17 protein-coding genes are annotated in these 20,555 nt (G+C 51.5%); 11 read left to right on the top strand and 6 right to left on the bottom strand.

The features are described from left to right. The first annotated feature begins 31 nt into the window (after nucleotides 1-31). Nucleotides 32-1,189 (top strand): D-alanyl-D-alanine-carboxypeptidase/endopeptidase AmpH, encoded by a 1,158-nt coding sequence (gene ampH, locus ATB02_RS00995; protein ID WP_105270945.1) that lies wholly within the window; start codon nucleotides 32-34, stop codon nucleotides 1,187-1,189. On the opposite strand, the gene iprA is transcribed toward ampH, so the two are convergent. Further along, on the bottom strand, nucleotides 1,190-1,813 hold the full coding sequence (gene iprA, locus ATB02_RS00990; RefSeq protein ID WP_001295817.1) for a hydrogen peroxide resistance inhibitor IprA: 624 nt from the start codon (nucleotides 1,811-1,813) through the stop codon (nucleotides 1,190-1,192). A gap of 85 nt (nucleotides 1,814-1,898) precedes the next feature. After that, nucleotides 1,899-4,916 carry an autotransporter adhesin EhaB gene (gene ehaB / locus ATB02_RS00985; protein WP_105270944.1) on the bottom strand — a complete coding sequence of 1,006 codons (3,018 nt, stop codon included), beginning with the start codon at nucleotides 4,914-4,916 and terminating at the stop codon, nucleotides 1,899-1,901. 525 nt (nucleotides 4,917-5,441) lie between these two features. On the opposite strand from ehaB, the gene hemB reads away from it, so the two are divergent. Then, nucleotides 5,442-6,416, top strand: coding sequence for a porphobilinogen synthase (hemB, locus tag ATB02_RS00980; RefSeq protein WP_001295337.1), 975 nt, complete (start codon nucleotides 5,442-5,444; stop codon nucleotides 6,414-6,416). A 39-nt stretch (nucleotides 6,417-6,455) separates the two neighbouring features. Here hemB and tauD read toward each other — a convergent pair whose 3' ends face one another. Genes tauD through tauA form a run of 4 tightly spaced genes read right to left on the bottom strand, consistent with a single transcriptional unit; the run spans nucleotide 6,456 to nucleotide 9,870 of the window. Next, the gene (gene tauD / locus ATB02_RS00975) at nucleotides 6,456-7,307 is read right to left on the bottom strand and encodes a taurine dioxygenase (protein ID WP_105270943.1); all 852 of its coding nucleotides are present in this window, start codon (nucleotides 7,305-7,307) and stop codon (nucleotides 6,456-6,458) included. Beyond that, nucleotides 7,304-8,131 (bottom strand): taurine ABC transporter permease TauC, encoded by an 828-nt coding sequence (gene tauC / locus ATB02_RS00970; RefSeq protein ID WP_032302536.1) that lies wholly within the window; start codon nucleotides 8,129-8,131, stop codon nucleotides 7,304-7,306. Before tauC ends, tauD begins: the two co-directional genes overlap by 4 nt. Then, the gene (tauB, locus tag ATB02_RS00965) at nucleotides 8,128-8,895 is read right to left on the bottom strand and encodes a taurine ABC transporter ATP-binding subunit (protein WP_039021002.1); all 768 of its coding nucleotides are present in this window, start codon (nucleotides 8,893-8,895) and stop codon (nucleotides 8,128-8,130) included. Before tauB ends, tauC begins: the two co-directional genes overlap by 4 nt. A gap of 12 nt (nucleotides 8,896-8,907) precedes the next feature. Then, nucleotides 8,908-9,870: a taurine ABC transporter substrate-binding protein gene (gene tauA, locus ATB02_RS00960; RefSeq protein ID WP_001018415.1), complete on the bottom strand. Its 963-nt coding sequence runs from the start codon at nucleotides 9,868-9,870 to the stop codon at nucleotides 8,908-8,910. 302 nt (nucleotides 9,871-10,172) lie between these two features. Between tauA and ATB02_RS00955 the strand changes: the two genes are divergently transcribed. The 9 genes from ATB02_RS00955 (at nucleotide 10,173) to fghA (ending at nucleotide 20,471) form a co-directional block, all read left to right on the top strand. Beyond that, nucleotides 10,173-10,802 (top strand): response regulator transcription factor, encoded by a 630-nt coding sequence (locus ATB02_RS00955; protein ID WP_000621915.1) that lies wholly within the window; start codon nucleotides 10,173-10,175, stop codon nucleotides 10,800-10,802. Beyond that, nucleotides 10,802-12,343 (top strand): MASE1 domain-containing sensor histidine kinase, encoded by a 1,542-nt coding sequence (locus ATB02_RS00950; RefSeq protein WP_105270942.1) that lies wholly within the window; start codon nucleotides 10,802-10,804, stop codon nucleotides 12,341-12,343. Before ATB02_RS00955 ends, ATB02_RS00950 begins: the two co-directional genes overlap by 1 nt. Nucleotides 12,344-12,415: 72 nt before the next feature. Then, complete coding sequence (gene uhpC / locus ATB02_RS00945; RefSeq protein ID WP_077756934.1) at nucleotides 12,416-13,732, top strand: MFS transporter family glucose-6-phosphate receptor UhpC; 1,317 nt, start codon at nucleotides 12,416-12,418, stop codon at nucleotides 13,730-13,732. Continuing rightward, nucleotides 13,729-14,760, top strand: coding sequence for an ABC transporter substrate-binding protein (locus ATB02_RS00940; protein ID WP_000783756.1), 1,032 nt, complete (start codon nucleotides 13,729-13,731; stop codon nucleotides 14,758-14,760). The genes uhpC and ATB02_RS00940 overlap by 4 nt, the downstream gene beginning before the upstream one ends. A 68-nt stretch (nucleotides 14,761-14,828) precedes the next feature. After that, nucleotides 14,829-16,907, top strand: coding sequence for an ABC transporter permease (locus ATB02_RS00935; protein WP_105270941.1), 2,079 nt, complete (start codon nucleotides 14,829-14,831; stop codon nucleotides 16,905-16,907). An 11-nt stretch (nucleotides 16,908-16,918) separates the two neighbouring features. Next, nucleotides 16,919-17,965: a ferric ABC transporter ATP-binding protein gene (fbpC, locus tag ATB02_RS00930; RefSeq protein WP_000078830.1), complete on the top strand. Its 1,047-nt coding sequence runs from the start codon at nucleotides 16,919-16,921 to the stop codon at nucleotides 17,963-17,965. Between the two features lie 159 nt (nucleotides 17,966-18,124). Next, nucleotides 18,125-18,400, top strand: coding sequence for a formaldehyde-responsive transcriptional repressor FrmR (gene frmR, locus ATB02_RS00925; protein WP_001141271.1), 276 nt, complete (start codon nucleotides 18,125-18,127; stop codon nucleotides 18,398-18,400). Between the two features lie 34 nt (nucleotides 18,401-18,434). After that, a complete protein-coding gene (gene frmA, locus ATB02_RS00920) occupies nucleotides 18,435-19,544 on the top strand; it encodes an S-(hydroxymethyl)glutathione dehydrogenase (RefSeq protein ID WP_000842112.1) in 1,110 nt (369 codons plus the stop codon). Nucleotides 19,545-19,637: 93 nt separating this feature from the next. Then, nucleotides 19,638-20,471, top strand: coding sequence for an S-formylglutathione hydrolase (gene fghA, locus ATB02_RS00915; protein WP_105270940.1), 834 nt, complete (start codon nucleotides 19,638-19,640; stop codon nucleotides 20,469-20,471). Nucleotides 20,472-20,555 lie beyond the last annotated feature (84 nt).

The raw sequence follows: 20,555 nt of genomic DNA, 5'->3' as shown, positions 1-20,555 counted from the left end.
GTTACCTTCATTCAATCTATGGACACCACCGTTGAAACGTAGTCTGCTTTTTTCTGCCGTGCTTTGTGCGGCGTTATTGACCCCCGTCCATGCGGCGCAGCCGATCACTGAACCGGAGTTCGCCTCTGATATTGTCGATCGTTATGCCGATCATATTTTTTATGGCAGTGGTGCCACGGGGATGGCGCTGGTTGTTATCGACGGTAACCAGCGCGTCTTTCGCAGTTATGGCGAAACGCGCCCGGGTAATAACGTTCGCCCGCAGCTGGATTCGGTCGTGCGTATTGCTTCGCTCACCAAGCTAATGACTAGTGAGATGCTGGTGAAATTGCTCGACAAGGGGACCGTGAAGTTAAACGATCCGCTAAGTAAATATGCTCCACCAGGCGCACGTGTGCCGACTTACAATGGCACGCCTATTACCCTGGTGAATCTGGCAACCCATACCAGTGCCTTGCCACGTGAACAGCCGGGAGGCGCGGCACATCGTCCAGTGTTTGTCTGGCCAACGCGCGAGCAACGCTGGAAATACCTTTCTACGGCGAAGCTGAAAGCCGCGCCAGGCAGTCAGGCGGCATACTCTAACCTTGCGTTCGACCTGCTGGCAGATGCACTGGCGAATGCTTCTGGCAAGCCTTATACCCAGTTGTTTGAAGAGCAGATTACCCGTCCGTTGGGGATGAAAGACACGACCTATACTCCATCGCCGGATCAGTGCCGACGTTTAATGGTTGCTGAGCGCGGTGCCAGTCCATGCAATAACACGCTGGCGGCAATTGGCAGTGGCGGCGTCTATTCCACGCCTGGCGATATGATGCGCTGGATGCAGCAGTATTTGTCATCTGATTTTTATCAGCGCAGTAATCAGGCGGATCGTATGCAGACGTTGATTTATCAGCGCGCGCAGTTTACGAAAGTGATTGGCATGGATGTCCCCGGCAAAGCGGATGCGCTTGGTTTAGGCTGGGTATATATGGCCCCGAAAGAGGGTCGTCCGGGGATTATTCAGAAGACAGGTGGTGGTGGCGGTTTCATTACCTATATGGCGATGATCCCGCAGAAGAATATTGGCGCGTTTGTGGTGGTTACTCGTTCGCCATTGACGCGCTTTAAAAATATGAGCGATGGCATCAATGACCTGGTGACCGAACTGAGCGGGAATAAACCGTTGGTCATCCCCGCGTCCTGATTAATACTCTGAAGGCAAACGGTTGATAGCAACCAGTTTGCCTTTATTCATTTCGATATAGCCGCCTTTACGTAAAGCAGCGAGAACTTCTGCGACGACAGAACGCGATATGCGTGTACGTTGATGGATATAATTCATCACGCCAATACGTGAGCGCAATTCTTCATTCCAGTCAATCATTGATAATAACGTGGCGCGGATTTGTTCGTAGGAATTATGTCCAATGAGCTGCACATCGCGTAATTCCAGAATTCTATTTTGCCAGGCTAACCAGTAAAAAGCGTCTCGCCAGAGTTGATTTTGTTCAATAAGCGTAATGGTTTGTTTGGCTGGCAGATGATATCCCGTACAATTTCCTTCTGATATTAATTTGTATGGTATATCGTTTTTCATTAAACCATCAGCCAGTCCCATAATATAAGGAGCCTGGGTAATACCGATAAGTACGTTTTCTTCTCTACGCAAAGAGATAACGCCCTCTAAAATAACGAAAGTATCTTCGCTATTGACATCACTTGAAAATATAACTTGCTTTTCATTATTAAACTCGAAGCGCGTGCCGTATCTGGACAAACATTTATCGAGCTTACCAAATTCCTGAAGAGGTTTAACTACAGATAACATTTGCGCGTCCTTTGCAGTAATGCCCGTCAAATCCTTGACGGGCATTATTTAGATTAAATTACCTATTTCTTCGGAGTGAAGAATATTACCAGGTATATTTAACACCCACATTCGCGGACCAGTCTTGATCTACGTCACCACCACCGAGGTAGTTAGCATCGGTATAGGCGCTGAAGTTCTTGGTGAAGCTGAACTGAGTACCCAGACCAACACGTACCGCAGACCCTTCAGTACCGTTATCGATGGAATCACCGTTCACATCGTTATCGTTGTTAGAGTCGTCGTAGACGTAAGCCAGTTTGAAGTACGGAGTCAGAGCCTGGTCTTCGCTGTAGGTGAAGGTATAACCTGCATCTACACCCAGTTCATAACGCATGCTGTCGTAAGACTGACCGTCAACTTTCATGTCGTTGCTCAGCTGGTAATCATCACCAGACTGGAACAGACCAGAAATGCTGCCGTAAGGAGTCACGTAACCTGCATCACCCAGTTTGAAGTCGTAACCGGCTTTCAAACCAAAGCCCCAAGCGTCGGAGTTGGTGCTGCCGTCAACGTAAGTACCGTTACTCATGGTTGCAGACAGGTCGTTGTTGAAGTGAGAGTAGCTCAAGCTACCGTCAACAAAGACGTTGTTCGCGAAGTGAGCAGAAGAGTAGATGTAGGCAGTCTGGCTGTCTTGATCCACCTGACCAGAACGGTCATTCATATCACCTTTAGCGAAGCCTGCAGCCGCACCGACGATCCACTTAGCGTTGTTACCGTCAACTTTGGTATCAACACCGACCATGATGCCGTTTACATCCTGATCATAGTTAATGGTGCCGTTGTCGCCGTTGAAGTTACCACCGAAGTAGCTTACCCATGCGCCGCCGTTATCAGCCAGACCATGACGAGAGTTGGTCAGACGAGTACCAACGGTGTCTTGTTCCAGGTTCCAGATATTGGTGTTCGCAGACGGGATGCTCAGCGCCATGTTAGCGTAGTCGGTCAGCTCCATCTGTTGCAGAACAACGGTGTTACCGCGCTGCTCAGCCTGATAGGTGTATGCACCCAGGTCAGCTTTGTTGGCAGCAGAGAAGGTCGCGTTGCTGTTTTTGTCGTTAACGTAGATCAGCTCGTTGCCGTTGTAGTCAGCAATAGAACCAGCACCAGTAGCGTTGTCGATACGAACTTTGTAGTTACCAGTTGCCGCTGCAACATGGTCACCGTTGTTATCAACTTCGTTCTGACCAGCTTCGATAGAAGCAGTGTTGTCGTTATCGCCGTTACCGTTAATGGTCAGGTGACCATCAGAGTTCATTGCGATTAAGCCATAACCGTAGTTTGACTTGGTAGTGTCGTTGGTACGGTCGTTGGTCAGGTCGGCATCAAGTACGAAGCGGTTGCTTTCGATGTTGAACACACCAGCGTGAATGTTACCACTGGTATCAGTAGTGCTGGTCAGGTTCAGAGTATCAACCTGCAGAGCATTCGCAGCAGTGTTACCTACATCCAGGATACCGTCGTTAGTCACTTTGATGTTGTTGGCATACAGAGCAGCATCACCTACAGCCCAGCCAGCAGAAACTTCATCAGAAATGGTTACGGTACTGTTGTCGATAGTCAGTGAATCAGTTGCAACATGACCATCTTCATTGATGTTCAGCGCAGAAAGACCAGTCAGAGAGATAGAGTCAGAAATCAGCGTTGAATCAGCAACATTAACAGTTGAACCACTGTTGATGCTCAGGGTGTCGATCAGAGAAGTTTTGGTGGTATCCCACTGTGAACCGGTGTTCAGGGTCACATTGAACAGACCGCTCTGGTAAACTTCGTTACCGATGATGTGATCAAATTCGCTGTATTCAGAGTCGCTGTTTTCTACACCAACAGTTGATGAAGGCCACAGGCTGTTAGCTGCGATGTCGATCAGAGTTGCAGTTGCGTCGGACCCCATCGCATAAGCATCGTAAATGCCATCCAGCGGGCTGTTTTTATCGATCTTACCATCAAGGGTATCGTTATCAACATCACCGTCGCCATCGGTATCTGTCCCAATATCTGAGCCCAGATCAACCTGATGCGCAGACATTGCCGCACCAACCCACTTGCTGCCATTGTTCAGGGTCAGATCCAGGCGATCAGTACCATCCCAACCGTTAGTATCTACATCACCGTCAGCATCACGATAGCTATCACGACCTTGTGGGAAGAAGTTCTCATCAAAATTACTTGAGAAGAATACATCGCCCATCAGTGTGGAATTATCGAATGTGGCAGTGGTTTGCATAGCGTTATCAGCATATGGATGTGCAATAACAGCTAATGCAACATCATCAGCATTCCACCCATCACCATTGTAATCACTAGCATTACCAGTATTACCAAACCAACCAGTAGTACCTTCATCAGTCCATGAACCAGAGGTCACGGTAGAATCTTTAACAGTGATGGTGTTATTAAATACTTCGCTGCTGTTTACACCAGTGCTGACAGTGTTGTCGTCGATATCTTCCCACTCATAACCCTGAGTCAGCGTAATACCAGCTACATGAGAGTTATTAGAGATGGACAGATCAACTTCCTGATCCAGAGTGATGGCAGTACCAATGTTAAATACATTTACAACATGAGTGTCAGCGGCATTATTGTAAGTGCCGTTATATGTGTAGTGTTCGTAGTTGTCATCGATCGTTGAATTATCAACGGTCAGCGCCAGACGATCATGGTAGTAGTCATCCGCACGATCAGCACAATCAGTTGTCATGCACTCGGAATAAATCATGCCGTGAATAGTGCTGTTTTTGATTGTCAGGCTATTGGCGTTGGTATTAGTAGAAATACCATCGTCCAGATAGTAGGTAGAAATCACGCCGTTAACGGTAGCGTTATTAATGACCGGATAGATATCGCCGTTGTAATAACTATCAGCGGCATAGTTATTCCAGCCTACATAACCATCATAGTAAACGTCATCAGCATAGGTGGCGTCGTTGTAGTGATGGAAAGTATTGTAAGTTTGACCAGAAATATCGTTGGTCGCTGCATTAGCCTGAGAGGTGATAGCCAGAGTGCAAGCCAATGCTAATTGTGATACTACAAGTTTCTTTTTCCAGGAGTGCATTTGTCATCCCTCCTCAGGGACGTAATAAGTTGATCCATCAATTATCAATGCATAGAAAACATATTATGTTTCGCGTTTACGATTATGCGGCGTTATAGAGGAATGGTTCAATTATTCTTTCCCCTAAGTCCGATTGCGGACATATATAAAGCACGTGAACACACATAAAGAAATAAATAACAAAAATACATTATTTCAATAGGTTAATGAAAGCACCAATTTTAAAACATAGACCATAAAAATATAAAACAACCAAACCAGACAAATAATGTATCAATAAGCAATGAACTTTACGTTATTCACTTTTTGAAAACGTCACCAAATCCCCAAAAACAATAATCTATAGCTATAAATAAAAATTAAAAATATTTTCAATGAATATAAATTTATTGCTATTTCTATTACAAAGATGTCCTGACCTCTCATTCATTCTCTTCTTATCAACATCACGACAACTTTCGTAAAACACTCCTGCCCCGCTTCAGGTATACTGTGCACCTTAATTCCACAAACATCAGGCAGACCATGACAGACCTAATCCAACGCCCTCGTCGCCTGCGCAAATCTCCTGCGCTGCGCGCTATGTTTGAAGAGACAACACTTAGCCTTAACGACCTGGTGTTGCCGATCTTTGTTGAAGAAGAAATTGACGACTACAAAGCCGTTGAAGCCATGCCAGGCGTGATGCGCATTCCAGAGAAACATCTGGCACGCGAAATTGAACGCATCGCCAACGCCGGTATTCGTTCCGTGATGACTTTCGGCATCTCTCACCATACCGATGAAACCGGCAGCGATGCCTGGCGGGAAGATGGACTGGTGGCGCGTATGTCGCGCATCTGCAAGCAGACCGTGCCAGAAATGATCGTCATGTCAGACACCTGCTTCTGTGAATACACATCTCACGGTCACTGCGGTGTTCTGTGCGAGCATGGCGTCGACAACGACGCGACTCTGGAAAATTTAGGCAAGCAAGCCGTGGTTGCAGCTGCTGCAGGCGCAGACTTCATCGCCCCTTCTGCCGCGATGGATGGTCAGGTACAGGCGATTCGCCAGGCGCTGGACGCTGCGGGCTTTAAAGATACGGCGATTATGTCGTATTCGACCAAGTTCGCCTCTTCCTTTTATGGTCCGTTCCGTGAAGCGGCGGGAAGTGCATTAAAAGGCGATCGCAAAAGTTATCAGATGAACCCAATGAACCGTCGCGAGGCGATTCGTGAGTCACTGCTGGATGAAGCCCAGGGCGCAGACTGCCTGATGGTTAAACCAGCCGGAGCGTACCTCGACATCGTGCGTGAGCTGCGTGAGCGTACTGAATTGCCGATTGGTGCGTATCAGGTGAGCGGTGAGTACGCGATGATTAAGTTCGCCGCGCTGGCGGGTGCTATAGATGAAGAGAAAGTGGTGCTCGAAAGTTTAGGTTCGATTAAGCGTGCGGGTGCGGATCTGATTTTCAGCTACTTTGCGCTGGATTTGGCTGAGAAGAAGATTCTGCGTTAATGATCATTATGCCGGGTTATCCAACCCGGCATTTCCCCCTCACCCCGCCCGATAAAACGGAATATCCCCAAGAATCGTCGCCCGATGCATAATCCGCCGCTGTGGCAGGTAATCCGCATTGGCATAGTGCTGAGTCACGCGGTTATCCCAAATCGCAATATCATTCGGTTGCCAGCGCCAGCGCACCTGAAACTCCGGTTTAGTGATATGGGCAAACAAAAAACCTAACAAGGCTTCGCTCTCTTTATCGCTGACATCAACAATTCGTGTGGTAAAACCTTCGTTCACAAACAGCGCCTGTTTACCGGTCACCGGATGCGTTCGCACAACCGGATGGAGCAACGGTGGATTTTTCGCGACCGCCTCGCGCCAGCGTTGATGCTCATCCTCGGTTTTGCGGTACTTGTATTCCGGGAACGATTTACGGAAATCATGCTCCGCACGCAGCCCGCTCAACAGCTGGCGGAAGGGAATAGAGAGCGCCTCATAGGCCGCAATGCCGCTGGTCCAGAGCGTATCGCCGCCAGTCGAGGGTAACTCTTTCGCCGCCAGAATCGCCCCTGCGGGTGGCGTTTCAATAAATGTCACATCGGTGTGCCAGTTATCGTTATCCGGCGGATTATCGTTATGAGTATCCAGTACGATGATCTCCTCAACCCCTTCGGCATGAGGGTAAACAGGATGAATATGCAGTTCGCCAAAACGCTGGGCCAGCGCGCGTTGCTGCTGCGGTGTAATGGCTTGTTCACGCACAAATACCACCTGATGGCGCAGTACCGCATGGTAAAGCTGTTCAAACTGATTATCGCTTAACGGACGCGTCAGGTCGGCACCCGAAATTTGTGCACCGATATACGGCCCCAGCGGGGTAATGCTCAGACGTTCACTCATTGTACTTCTCCATGCCAGGGCGTCAGGCGGCGCTGTAACGCGCGCAGACCCAGTTCTAAAAGAAAGGCGATAATCGCAATCACCGCGATCCCCGCCAGCACCACGTCAGTCGCGAGAAATTCACCCGCTGACTGGACCATAAAACCCAAACCGCGCGTCGCGGCAATCAACTCCGCCGCCACCAGGGTAGACCAGCCCACACCCAGACCAATGCGTAATCCAGTGAGAATTTCCGGCAGCGCACCGGGCAAAATAACAAACCACAGTACCTGTGTGCGGCTGGCCCCCAGCGACTGAGCGGCACGAATGCGAACCTGCTGCGCGCTTTTCACCCCCGCCAGCGCCGACATCGCCACAGGTGCAAAAATCGCTAAATAGATCAGTAAGATCTTCGAGGTTTCACCAATACCAAACCAGATCACCATCAGCGGCAAATAAGCCAGCGGCGGCACCGGACGATAAAGCTCGATTATCGGATCCAGAATGCCGCGCACCGTCGGGCTTAGCCCCATGGCGATCCCGACCGGAATACCGATCAACACCGCCGCGAGTAGCGCCAGCAAAATGCGCGTCAGGCTGGCTGCCAGATGCTGCCACAGCGTGGCATCCATAAATCCCTGCGGCCCGGCAATGGTGAGCAGTTTTGCCAGTACCTGTTGCGGTGGCGGCAAAAACAGTGGGCTAATCAGTTGCAGCGCCGCGACTGCCCACCATACCGTGAGTAAAACCGCTAACGTGCCAATGCTTAAGGTCACCTGACGCGAGAGCGGCCAGCGCCATTTCAGCCGATGCGAATGCAGTTTTTCATTAATGAGCACACTCATGAGAACGCCTCCCGTTGCTCAAATACGCGGCTTAAAACATATTCGCGCATGGCGATGAATTGTGGATCGGACTTGATGCTGCGGCTCGGTTCCCCGGCAACAAAGCGGCGGGCGAAGTTGAGCGGCAGCCGCTCCAGCACGCGGCCTGGGCCGGGTGAAAGCAAAACCAGTTCGGTTGCCATAAACACTGCTTCTTCTATATCGTGGGTAATCAACAACACCTGCTTGCCCGTCTCCTGCCAGAGTTTCAGCAGCAGGGTTTGCATCTGGTCGCGGGTGAAGGCGTCCAGCGCGCCAAACGGTTCGTCGAGTAATAACAGCTGGGGATTTGCCGCCAGCGCGCGGGCAATCCCTACCCGCTGACGTTGACCGCCGGAAAGCTGCCAGATATAGCGTTTTTCTGCGCCTTCCAGCCCCACTTTTTTCAGCATCTGGTGCGCGATTTCCAGGCGCTGTACTTTCTCTACACCTGCCAGTTGCAGGCCGAATGCCACGTTGTCTACCACATTACGCCACGGCAACAGCCCTTCATTCTGAAAAACCACGCCCCGCTCTGCGCCCGGTCCCTCAATGCACTTACCCGCCAGTTGAATGCTGCCATGCTGATAAGGCACAAAACCGGCAATCAGATTCAGCAAGGTGGTTTTGCCGCAGCCAGACGGTCCCAGAACCACCAGAAGCTCGCCGCTTTCCAGCGTCAGGTTGATATCTTCCAACGCCGGTTTGCCGCCATAATCGGCGTAAAGATGAGAGATTTGCAGCATCTGCGCCTCCTTTTATTGCACGAAGCGCGAGGTCACGTACTGGCTGTAATCATTCGCCACGGCAGGGACTTTGCCCTGATCTTTCAAAAACTGCGCGGTATCGATGATCGCTTTATTCACCGGTCCGGTCAGTTCTGCCGTTTGTTGCTGCGGCGTCAGATAGGTATTCCCCTTCACCAGCCCCGGAACGTCACCTTCCGGCACGCCGCTTAAACGCGCCAGCTTGCTGATGTTTTCCGGCTGTTTCAGCCACGCGTCTGGGTTAGCAATGTACGGTTGCTGAGCATCGATGGCGCTTTTAGCGAACGCTTTCACGACTTCAGGATGTTTCTCGGCAAAATCTTTGCGCACGACCCAGACGTCCAGTGTCGGCGCGCCCCACTGCCCGACCTGTTCAGAATCGGTCAGCACCTTGCCATCTTTTTCCAGGGCGTTAACCGCCGGTGCCCAGACATAAGCACCATCAATATCTCCCCGCTGCCATGCGGCGATAATCGCGGGCGGCTGCAGGTTCACAATCTCAACTTGCCCAGGTTTAATACCCCAGTGTTTCAGCGCCGCCAGCAGGCTGTAGTGGGTGGTGGAGATAAACGGTACGGCGATGCGTTTACCAATGAGATCTTCGGGTTTGCTGATGGTTTTCTTCACCACCAGCGCTTCGGAGTTACCCAGTTTTGACGCCAGCAAGAAGACTTCAATCGGCACCTGTTGGCTGGCTGCAACCGCTAATGGGCTGGAACCGAGGTTGCCGATTTGCACGTCGCCAGAAGCCAGTGCTCGCACGATGCTGGCTCCGCTGTCAAACTTGCGCCAGTCCACCGTCGCCCCGCTCTCTTTAGCAAAGGTGTTATCAGCCTGAGCCACTTTCGCCGGTTCAGCGGAGGTTTGATAGGCCACGGTGACGTTCACCGCCTGTGCCTGAAAAGCGATGAATGCCAGTGCGGCAAGAAGTGTGTTACGCGATGAAATTGCCATGATTGTCTGCTCCCCTGTCTTGTTATGGGAGCAGTATTTCGTTGCGGGTCAGTTTGATAAAGGAATTAAAACGTCTTGTTAAGAACAAAGCGTTTTTAGAAAAAAATCGGCAATGGTTAGCGAGTTTGCGCATTTTGCGGTTTTGGCGAACGTAGCCCACCGGTTCACAAGCCAGATAAGATGTTCGCGCTCCGGCAAATTATTGCCATTTTGTTACATCCATTCCATATCTGTCGCTGGTAGATTGCCAGCGCCGCGCCGTGATGCATGATAGGAGAATTAGATAATAAGAGAAGAAAAGTATGATTCGGGTAGTGCTGGTGGATGACCATGTGGTGGTGCGCTCTGGCTTCGCACAATTACTCTCTCTGGAAGACGATCTGGAGGTCATTGGTCAGTACAGTAGTGCCGCACAGGCATGGTCGGCATTAATCCGTGATGACGTCAATGTTGCCGTCATTGATATTGCCATGCCGGACGAAAACGGCCTCAGTTTGCTTAAGCGCCTGCGTGCACAAAAACCGCAATTTCGCGCCATTATTCTTAGCATTTATGACGCGCCAACCTTTGTGCAAAGCGCGCTGGATGCCGGTGCCAGCGGCTATTTGACCAAACGCTGTGGGCCGGAAGAGTTAGTACAGGCGGTGCGCTCGGTCGGGCTGGGCGGGCATTATCTCTGTGCCGATGCAATTCGGGCTTTACGCGGCGGCGGGCAACCTGCCCAGGCGCTGGAAATTCTCACCCCACGAGAACGTGAAGTGTTTGATTTACTGGTCAAAGGAGACAGCGTTAAAGAGATCGCCTTTAAACTCGAACTCAGTCATAAAACGGTACATGTGCATCGCGCCAATGTGCTGGGAAAACTGAACTGCCATAGCACCATTGAACTGGTACATTTTGCGCTCGACCACCATCTGCTGGCGGGGCATTAATGTCGCGTAACCTTCGTCATTGGGTGATTTCGCTGTTTATTGTGCTGGCCTGGGGAAGCGGCTGGCTGATGTTGTGGACGCTCAGCTTTTATCTGACCAATAACGGTCAACAGGCAGTGTTATTTCTGCCGCACGGAGTTTACCTCGCTCTTCTTATTTTGCTCTCTCGCCGTTACTGGCCTGCGTTGGTGCTCCCCCCTTTGCTGATGATGTTCTGGCTGCACAGCGAGCAACTGTTGAACGGCTATCTCATGCTGGCAACGCCGGTTATTAGCCTGCTTCCTGCCATCCTTGCACAAAACGTCTGGCACCGTTTTCCACTTTACTGGCAGCGTCTGACGTTGCTGTTAGCCTCAGTAACAGCAGCTTCATTGCTGAATACAGCCATGCTAACCCCTTTTATGTCAGGCCCAATAATGCTGCCCGGTCTGACCTCATTTACCGGCGGCGTATTGTTGACGCCGTTTGTCTATCTCATCTTTGAGTTTCTGCGCCAGCAGCATCGCTATCAGCTTCTGAGACTCGATACGCATAATCCCCCCTTGCGAACCTCTTTAATCATCTGGTGTAGCCTATTTTTTATTATTGGTATCGGCACCCAGATGGTGTTGTCGCCTGAAATCGAACGCCTGCTGCTGATCGTGGTATTTCTACCCAATGTGGTCATGGCCTGGAAATTTGGCTGGCAAGGTGGCGTACTCTCGGGGCTTTTGGGCAGCATGATGATCACTATTGCCCGCCAGATTGGCGTGGGCTTTAGTAACCTGGTGGAACTGGAGATTTTTCTCGCAACCCAGGCATTGCTGGGAATTGGCCTGGGCATTGCCATCAGTCGCCAGCAACATCTGGCGCTAAACCTGCATCATTACCGTCAGCGACTGGAGGCAGAACTGGCAGCACGGCGGGCATTGGCTGAAAAGCTGATCCACACCGAGGAAGACACGCGTAAAAGCCTGGCTCGCGAGCTGCACGACGAAATAGGTCAGAACATTACCGCCATTCAGATCCAGTCGCAACTGGTGACGCGGGCACGCGATCCGACGCAAGTTCATTCCGCAGCTAGCCAAATCAACGAACTCGCCCGCCGCATTCATCTCTCCACCCGCCAGTTGCTGCGCCAGTTGCGGCCACCCGCGCTTGATGAACTGACATTCCGCGAAGCATTACTTCATCTGATTAATGAATTTGCCTTTAGTGAACGCGGCATTCATTGCCAGTTTACCTATCAACTAACCACCACGCCAGAAAACGAAACGGTTCGCTTTACACTGTATCGGTTATTGCAGGAGTTACTCAATAACGTCTGTAAACACGCCGAAGCCAGCGAAGTGACGATTATTCTGCGCCAGCAGGGAGAGATATTGCACCTGGAGGTCAGCGACAACGGTATAGGAATCGCCAGCGGGAAAATGACCGGATTTGGCATTCAGGGGATGCGTGAACGCGTCAGTGCCCTGGGCGGCGACTTAACGCTCGAAAAACATAACGGTACGCGAGTAATTGTTAACCTGCCCACATTTTTGCAACAAATCGCCGGATAACCAGGAAAAAGTCTTAGGCATCCCGGATTTTCTCTCATCCTCTTTCACTTTCATTTTCATATAGTCAGCAACATGGAGACGACCATGCACGCGCGTTCAGCGAGAGAGATTAATCAATGCTACCGGACATTACGTCCGCGATTGCTGATGTGCATGATTATTGGCTACGCCGCATTTTATCTGACGCGAAAAAGCGTGAATTACGTCCTTCCGGCGCTGCAAACCGACCTCGGACTGGATAAAGGCGACATTGGCCTGCTGGGTTCGCTGTTTTATCTCAGCTACGGATTGTCGAAATTTACCGCCGGACTGTGGCATGACAGCCACGGACAACGCGGTTTTATGGGCGTCGGCTTGTTCGCCACTGGGCTATTGAACATGGTGTTTGCCTTTGGCGAATCACTTACGCTTCTGCTTGTGGTCTGGACACTGAACGGATTTTTTCAAGGCTGGGGGTGGCCACCGTGTGCCCGCTTACTGACCCATTGGTACTCCCGTAATGAACGTGGTTTCTGGTGGGGCTGCTGGAATATGTCGATCAACATTGGCGGAGCGATTATTCCGCTGATTAGCGCCTTTGCCGCCCACTGGTGGGGCTGGCAGGCCGCGATGCTGACACCGGGGATTATCAGCATGGCATTAGGGATCTGGTTAACGCTACAGCTTAAAGGCACACCCCAGGAAGAGGGATTACCGACGGTGGGTCAGTGGCGTCACGATCCGCTGGAATTACGTCAGGAACAACAAAGTCCGCCGATGGGGCTGTGGCAAATGTTGCGCACCACAATGCTGCAAAATCCGATGATCTGGCTGCTGGGTGTCTCTTATGTACTGGTTTATGTGATCCGGATTGCGCTAAACGACTGGGGCAATATCTGGCTGACGGAAAGCCACGGCGTCAACCTACTCAGCGCCAACGCCACGGTAATGCTGTTTGAAGTGGGCGGCTTACTCGGCGCGTTATTTGCCGGATGGGGTTCGGATTTGCTGTTTAGCGGGCAGCGAGCCCCCATGATTTTGCTGTTTACCCTGGGGTTGATGGTGTCGGTCGCTGCACTCTGGCTGGCACCGGTTCATCACTATGCCCTTCTGGCTGTGTGCTTTTTTACTGTGGGCTTTTTTGTCTTTGGCCCGCAAATGCTGATTGGACTTGCGGCAGTGGAATGTGGACACAAAGCTGCGGCGGGTTCAATCACCGGATTTCTCGGCCTGTTCGCCTATCTCGGTGCGGCGCTGGCAGGCTGGCCGTTGTCGCTGGTCATCGAACGCTACGGCTGGTCAGGAATGTTCAGTTTACTCTCGGTCGCCGCAGTACTTATGGGTTTACTGCTGATGCCGTTACTGATGGCGGGCATCACCACCACTCACGCTCGAAGGATAAAACAATGAAAATGCCCCTTACCTCTACTCTGATTGCTTCTGCCGTTGCGCTGGCAACCTTAACGGGTGCCGCACAAGCGAAAGGTCGACTGGTGGTCTATTGCAGCGCCACTAATGAAATGTGTGAGACCGAAACCAAAGCGTTTGGCGAGAAATATGATGTGAAAACCTCGTTTATCCGCAACGGCTCCGGTAGCACCCTGGCAAAAGTCGATGCTGAAAAGAAAAACCCACAGGCTGACGTCTGGTACGGCGGCACCTTAGACCCGCAGTCGCAGGCCGGCGAGATGGGCCTGTTACAGGCATATAAATCGCCTAACCTTGAACAGATCATGGAAAAATTCCGCGATCCGGCAAAAGTGAAAGGAAACCTTTCCTCCGCCGTTTATGTGGGGATCCTCGGGTTTGGCGTCAACACAGAGCGTCTGAAAGAGAAAAACCTGCCTGTGCCGAAGTGCTGGAAAGATCTCACCAAACCTGAATATAAAGGCGAAATTCAGATTGCCGATCCACAAAGTTCCGGTACCGCCTACACCGCGCTGGCTACCTTTGCGCAGCTGTGGGGGGAAGATCAGGCCTTTGATTATCTAAAACAACTTAACACCAACGTCTCCCAGTACACCAAATCAGGCATTGCCCCGGCACGTAACGCCGCCCGCGGCGAAACGGCGATTGGTATTGGTTTCCTGCATGACTACTCGCTGGAAAAAGAACAGGGCGCACCACTGGAGTTGATTTCCCCGTGTGAAGGTACGGGCTACGAAATAGGCGGCGTCAGCATTCTGAAAGGTGCGCGCAACCTCGACAACGCCAAACTGTTCGTGGACTGGGTATTATCAAAAGAAGCTCAGGAACTGGCGTGGAAGAAAGGGAAGTCTTATCAGATCCTGACCAATACCACCGCCGAAACGTCGCCAAACTCGCTGAAGCTCGACGACCTGAAATTAATCAACTACGACATGGATAAATACGGTTCAACTGATGTTCGTAAGGCATTAATTAATAAATGGGTCAGCGAAGTGAAGATGGGTAAATAAACCCGCATTGCGTGCACTTGCCGGGTGCAGCACAGACGCCTGCCCCGGCCAACCATACCGGAACTGCTATGTCACAGATACTTGCACTCCATCCCGCGAAAAAGCGGGATGCGATTTTCCTTTGGGTTTTGCTGGGCTGGCTGGCATTTATCCTGTTGCCGAGCTGGAGCCTCGATTATGGTCTGCTGGAGTCCACGAGTGATGAGATCCTCGAGGCGTACAGCTGGTCGCATTTTAATATCAGCTGGCTGTGGTATTTACTCCCGAGTTTGCTGCTGGTTCGCCCGTTTAATGAGGCCAAACGCGAGCAGCGCAGCCGTCATTATTTTGATGCCGGCTGGGCATTGCTTTGTTTAGCGTTTATGGTCATCAGTGCCACCATCGTTGGCCGCGGTCTAGGCTACGCCGCCATCGTGCTGTTTATCGAATTAAGCGCGATAATGACGCTGGCCTTAACCCGCCTCGAATGGCTGGGTGGCGACCGCTTTGTGATCGGCTCGCTGATTGCGATTGTGGCGCTGATTGGCATTTTTATCGTCTGGCCGAGCATCGCCATTTTTATCCCGATGTTCACCAACGACGCGGGAGAGTTCGCCCCACTGGCGTTTATGAATGTGCTCTCGCAGGCCCATATCATTCAGGTGATCGTCAACTCTATCGTCTTATCGATAGCGGTGGGTATTGGCTGTACTTTCTTCGGTCTGGTGCTGGCGATATATACCACGCGCATCGCTAAACGCAGCGCCGTAATCGGCCGCATCTTTTCCATTCTGCCAATTGTCACGCCACCGTTTGTGGTCGGCTTAGGCGTTACGCTCATGATGGGGCGCTCCGGCTACATAACGGAATTTATGGTGGAGTGGTTTGGGCTGACCAACACCAACTGGCTGTATGGTTTTACCGGGATCTGGCTGGCACAGGTCCTGGCATTTACGCCAATGGCTTTTATGATCCTCGATGGGGCCATTAAAACCATTCATCCCTCGCTGGAAGAAGCCTCCTACACCCTGCGCGCCAGCCGCTGGCAAACCTTTAACGGTGTGTTTGTGCCGTTGTTAAAGCCCGCGCTTGCCAATGCCTTTTTAATCGTCGTGGTACAGTCACTGGCTGACTTCAGTAACCCGCTGGTGCTTGGCGGCAACTTCGACGTACTGGCGACGCAAATTTACTTCTACATTACCGGCTCGCAGCTGGATTATCAGGCCGCCAGCACCCTTGGCGCTTTCCTGCTGCTGTTCTCGCTACTGGTGTTCTGCGTCCAGTATATGTGGATTGGTAAACGCTCTTACGTCACGGTTTCCGGAAAGTCCTACCGCGGCGATGTCCAGCCACTACCGGTCACCCTGGTGTGGAGCGTGGTCGCCATACTTGCGATATGGATTGCCTTTAACGCCCTGCTCTATGGCAGCATTTTCTACGGCAGCTTCACGGTGAACTGGGGCGTTGACTACACCTTGACGCTGGATAACTTTATCAAGTTATTTGGTCAGGGGATGAGCGACGGCGCGTGGCCTTCACTGTTGGATACCCTGCTCTACGCCGGGATTGCCGCCCCCATTACCGCTATCTTTGGTCTGCTCATCGCCTGGGTGGTGGTGCGTCAACAATTCAAAGGCAAAAAGACCATCGAGTTCACCACCATGCTGTGCTTTGCCGTACCGGGTACGGTGGCGGGCGTCTCGTATATTCTCGCCTTTAACAGCGCTCCGGTTTATCTCACCGGAACGGCGGCAATTGTGATTATCTCGATGGTGATGCGTAACGTTCCGGTGGGTATTCGTGCCGGGATTGCAGGTCTGGGGCAGATCGACAAATCGCTGGATGAAGCCTCACTCAGCCTGCGTGCGGGTTCCCTGCGAACCATAACCCACATTTTATTGCCGCTGCTGCGCCCGGCCATTCTCTCGGCCCTGATCTACAGCTTTGTGCGGGCCATCACGACGGTCAGCGCCATCGTCTTTCTCGTCACGCCGGACACCCGCGTGGCAACCGCCTACATTCTTAACCGCGTTGAAGACGGCGAATATGGCGTAGCCATCGCCTATGGTTCGATTCTGATCGTGGTGATGCTGGCGATTATTTTCCTCTTTGACTGGCTGATCGGAGAAGCACGTATTTCCCGTTCTAAAGCCAAAAACCAGGCGTAATGGAGCGCACTATGAGTCAGAAAAATTTTGTGGAACTGCGCAACGTCACTAAACGATTCGGCAGTAATACGGTTATCGACAATATCAATCTCACCATCCCACAAGGGCAAATGGTGACGCTGCTCGGTCCTTCCGGCTGTGGCAAAACCACCATTTTGCGTCTGGTTGCCGGGCTGGAAAAACCGAGCGAAGGGCAAATTTTTATTGATGGCGAAGATGTCACGCATCGTTCCATTCAACAGCGCGATATCTGCATGGTGTTTCAGTCATACGCTCTGTTCCCACATATGTCGCTGGGCGAAAACGTTGGCTATGGGCTGAAAATGCTTGGCGTGTCGCGTAGTGAAGTGAAGCAGCGGGTGAAAGATGCGCTAGCAATGGTGGATCTGGAAGGATTCGAAGACCGCTATGTCGACCAGATTTCCGGTGGTCAGCAACAGCGTGTGGCTCTGGCCCGTGCGTTGATCCTTAAGCCTAAAGTGCTGCTGTTTGATGAGCCGTTAAGTAACCTCGATGCCAACCTGCGTCGCAGCATGCGCGATAAAATCCGCGAGCTGCAAAAGCAATTTAACATCACTTCGCTCTATGTGACTCACGATCAAAGTGAAGCTTTCGCGGTGTCCGACACCGTGTTGGTGATGAATAAAGGTCACATCATGCAGATTGGTTCACCGCAGGATCTCTATCGTCAGCCCGCCTCCCGCTTTATGGCAAGTTTTATGGGCGACGCCAACCTGTTCCCGGCGAACTTTAGCGAAGAGTATGTCGATATCTACGGTTATCGCCTGCCGCGCGCGGCGCATTTCCCGGCGCAAGGTAGCGGCACCGTCGGCGTTCGCCCGGAAGCCATCACCTTAAGCAATCACGGCGAAGAAAGTCAGCGTTGTGTTATTCGCCATGTCGCCTACATGGGGCCGCAGTACGAAGTGACCGTAGAATGGCATGGTCAGGAGATTTTATTGCAAGTCAACGCCACCCGTTTACAGCCCGATATTGGTGAGCACTATTACCTCGAAATCCATCCTTACGGGATGTTTGTTTTAGCGGATGCGGCATAAAAATAGCACATAAACGGTCCCAACCTGTCTTGAGGGACCGTTCACCTGTTTAGACGTCGGACAACAATTATTCTCCGGTGTTATATACTATAGGGGGGTATGCATTGACATATAGCATACCCCCCTATAGTATATTGCGTGCAGATGATGAGGTGCGAAATGCCCAGTACTCCGGAAGAGAAGAAAAAGGTCCTTACTCGAGTTCGTCGTATTCGGGGGCAAATTGATGCTCTGGAACGGTCGCTGGAGGGTGATGCCGAATGCCGTGCCATACTCCAACAGATCGCTGCCGTTCGGGGCGCGGCTAACGGGCTGATGGCAGAAGTGCTTGAAAGCCATATCCGGGAAACGTTTGACCGAAATGACTGCTACAGCCGCGAAGTCAGCCAATCCGTTGACGACACTATTGAACTGGTTCGTGCCTATCTTAAATAGCTGAATCTATTACCATATTGAGGAAGAGCGAGAGATGAAATCACGTGCTGCCGTTGCATTTGCTCCCGGTAAACCGCTGGAAATCGTTGAAATTGACGTTGCACCACCGAAAAAAGGTGAAGTGCTGATTAAAGTCACCCATACCGGCGTTTGCCATACCGACGCATTTACCCTCTCCGGCGATGACCCGGAAGGTGTATTCCCGGTAGTTCTCGGTCACGAAGGGGCCGGCGTTGTGGTTGAAGTCGGTGAAGGCGTAACCAGCGTCAAACCTGGCGACCATGTGATCCCGCTTTATACCGCAGAGTGCGGCGAGTGTGAGTTCTGTCGTTCCGGCAAAACCAACCTCTGCGTTGCGGTTCGCGAAACCCAGGGTAAAGGCCTGATGCCAGACGGCACCACCCGTTTTTCTTACAACGGGCAGCCGCTTTATCACTACATGGGATGCTCTACATTCAGCGAATACACCGTGGTTGCGGAAGTGTCTCTGGCCAAAATTAATCCAGAAGCAAACCATGAACACGTCTGCCTGCTGGGCTGTGGCGTGACCACTGGCATTGGCGCGGTGCATAACACTGCTAATGTCCAGCCAGGTGATTCTGTTGCCGTGTTTGGTCTTGGCGCGATTGGTCTGGCAGTAGTTCAGGGGGCTCGTCAGGCGAAGGCGGGACGGATTATCGCTATCGACACTAACCCGAAGAAATTCGATCTGGCGCGTCGTTTCGGTGCTACCGACTGCATTAACCCGAATGACTACGACAAACCGATTAAAGATGTCCTGCTGGATATCAACAAATGGGGTATCGACCATACCTTTGAGTGCATCGGTAACGTCAACGTGATGCGTGCGGCGCTGGAAAGTGCTCACCGCGGCTGGGGTCAGTCGGTGATCATCGGGGTCGCGGGTTCCGGTCAGGAAATCTCCACCCGTCCATTCCAGTTGGTCACCGGTCGCGTATGGAAAGGTTCCGCGTTTGGCGGCGTGAAAGGTCGTTCCCAGTTACCGGGTATGGTTGAAGATGCGATGAAAGGCGATATCGATCTGGAACCGTTTGTAACGCATACCATGAGCCTGGATGAAATTAATGACGCCTTTGATCTGATGCATGAAGGCAAATCCATTCGAACCGTAATTCGTTACTAATTTCCCGCTGATTTTGCCTCGTCCAGTTCAGACGAGGTTCGTAATACCGTCCCCGGGCAGCTGTCCGGGGAATTAACCATGAGATAATGGCTGATGGAACTCATTGAAAAACATGCTAGCTTTGGCGGCTGGCAGAATGTATATCGGCATTATTCCCAATCACTTAATTGTGAAATGAATGTCGGGGTCTATCTCCCACCTAAAGCCGCAAGTGAAAAATTGCCAGTGCTGTACTGGCTTTCGGGCCTGACCTGTAACGAGCAGAATTTCATTACTAAATCGGGGATGCAGCGTTACGCGGCTGAGCACAACATTATTGTTGTTGCGCCAGACACCAGTCCGCGAGGCAGTCATGTCGCCGATGCTGACCGTTACGATCTCGGACAAGGTGCCGGTTTTTATCTGAACGCGACGCAAGCGCCGTGGAGTGAACATTACAAAATGTATGACTATATCCGCAGCGAGCTGCCGGATTTAGTGATGCAACATTTTCCGGCAACGGAAAGAAAGTCAATCGCGGGTCATTCAATGGGCGGTCTGGGCGCACTGGTGCTGGCGTTACGTAACCCAGATGAATATGTCAGCGTCTCGGCATTTTCGCCCATTGTCTCCCCATCGCAAGTACCGTGGGGACAACAAGCCTTTGCCGCGTATCTTGGTGAAAATAAAGAAACCTGGTTGGATTACGATCCGGTGAGCCTTATTTCACAAGGTCAACGCATTGCGGAAATCATGGTTGATCAGGGGTTGAGTGATGATTTTTACGCAGAACAGCTGCGGACTCCAAATTTTGAAAAGATCTGCCAGGAGATGAATATCAAAACGTTAATCCGTTATCACGAGGGTTATGATCACAGCTATTATTTTGTCTCCAGTTTTATTGGCGAGCATATTGCCTACCACGCCAATAAACTGAATATGCGTTGAGCATCCGCGCACGCCAGCCGGATGCGGCGTGAACGCCTTATCCGCCTACATTTCGCCCATAAACCGTAGGCATGATAAGACGCG

Origin of the sequence: Escherichia sp. MOD1-EC5189, from assembly GCF_002966045.1 — a bacterium.
Lineage (GTDB): Bacteria > Pseudomonadota > Gammaproteobacteria > Enterobacterales > Enterobacteriaceae > Escherichia > Escherichia coli_F.
The sequence above is the reverse complement of the archived record's forward strand: the minus strand, read 5'-3'. Positions and strand labels throughout refer to the sequence as shown.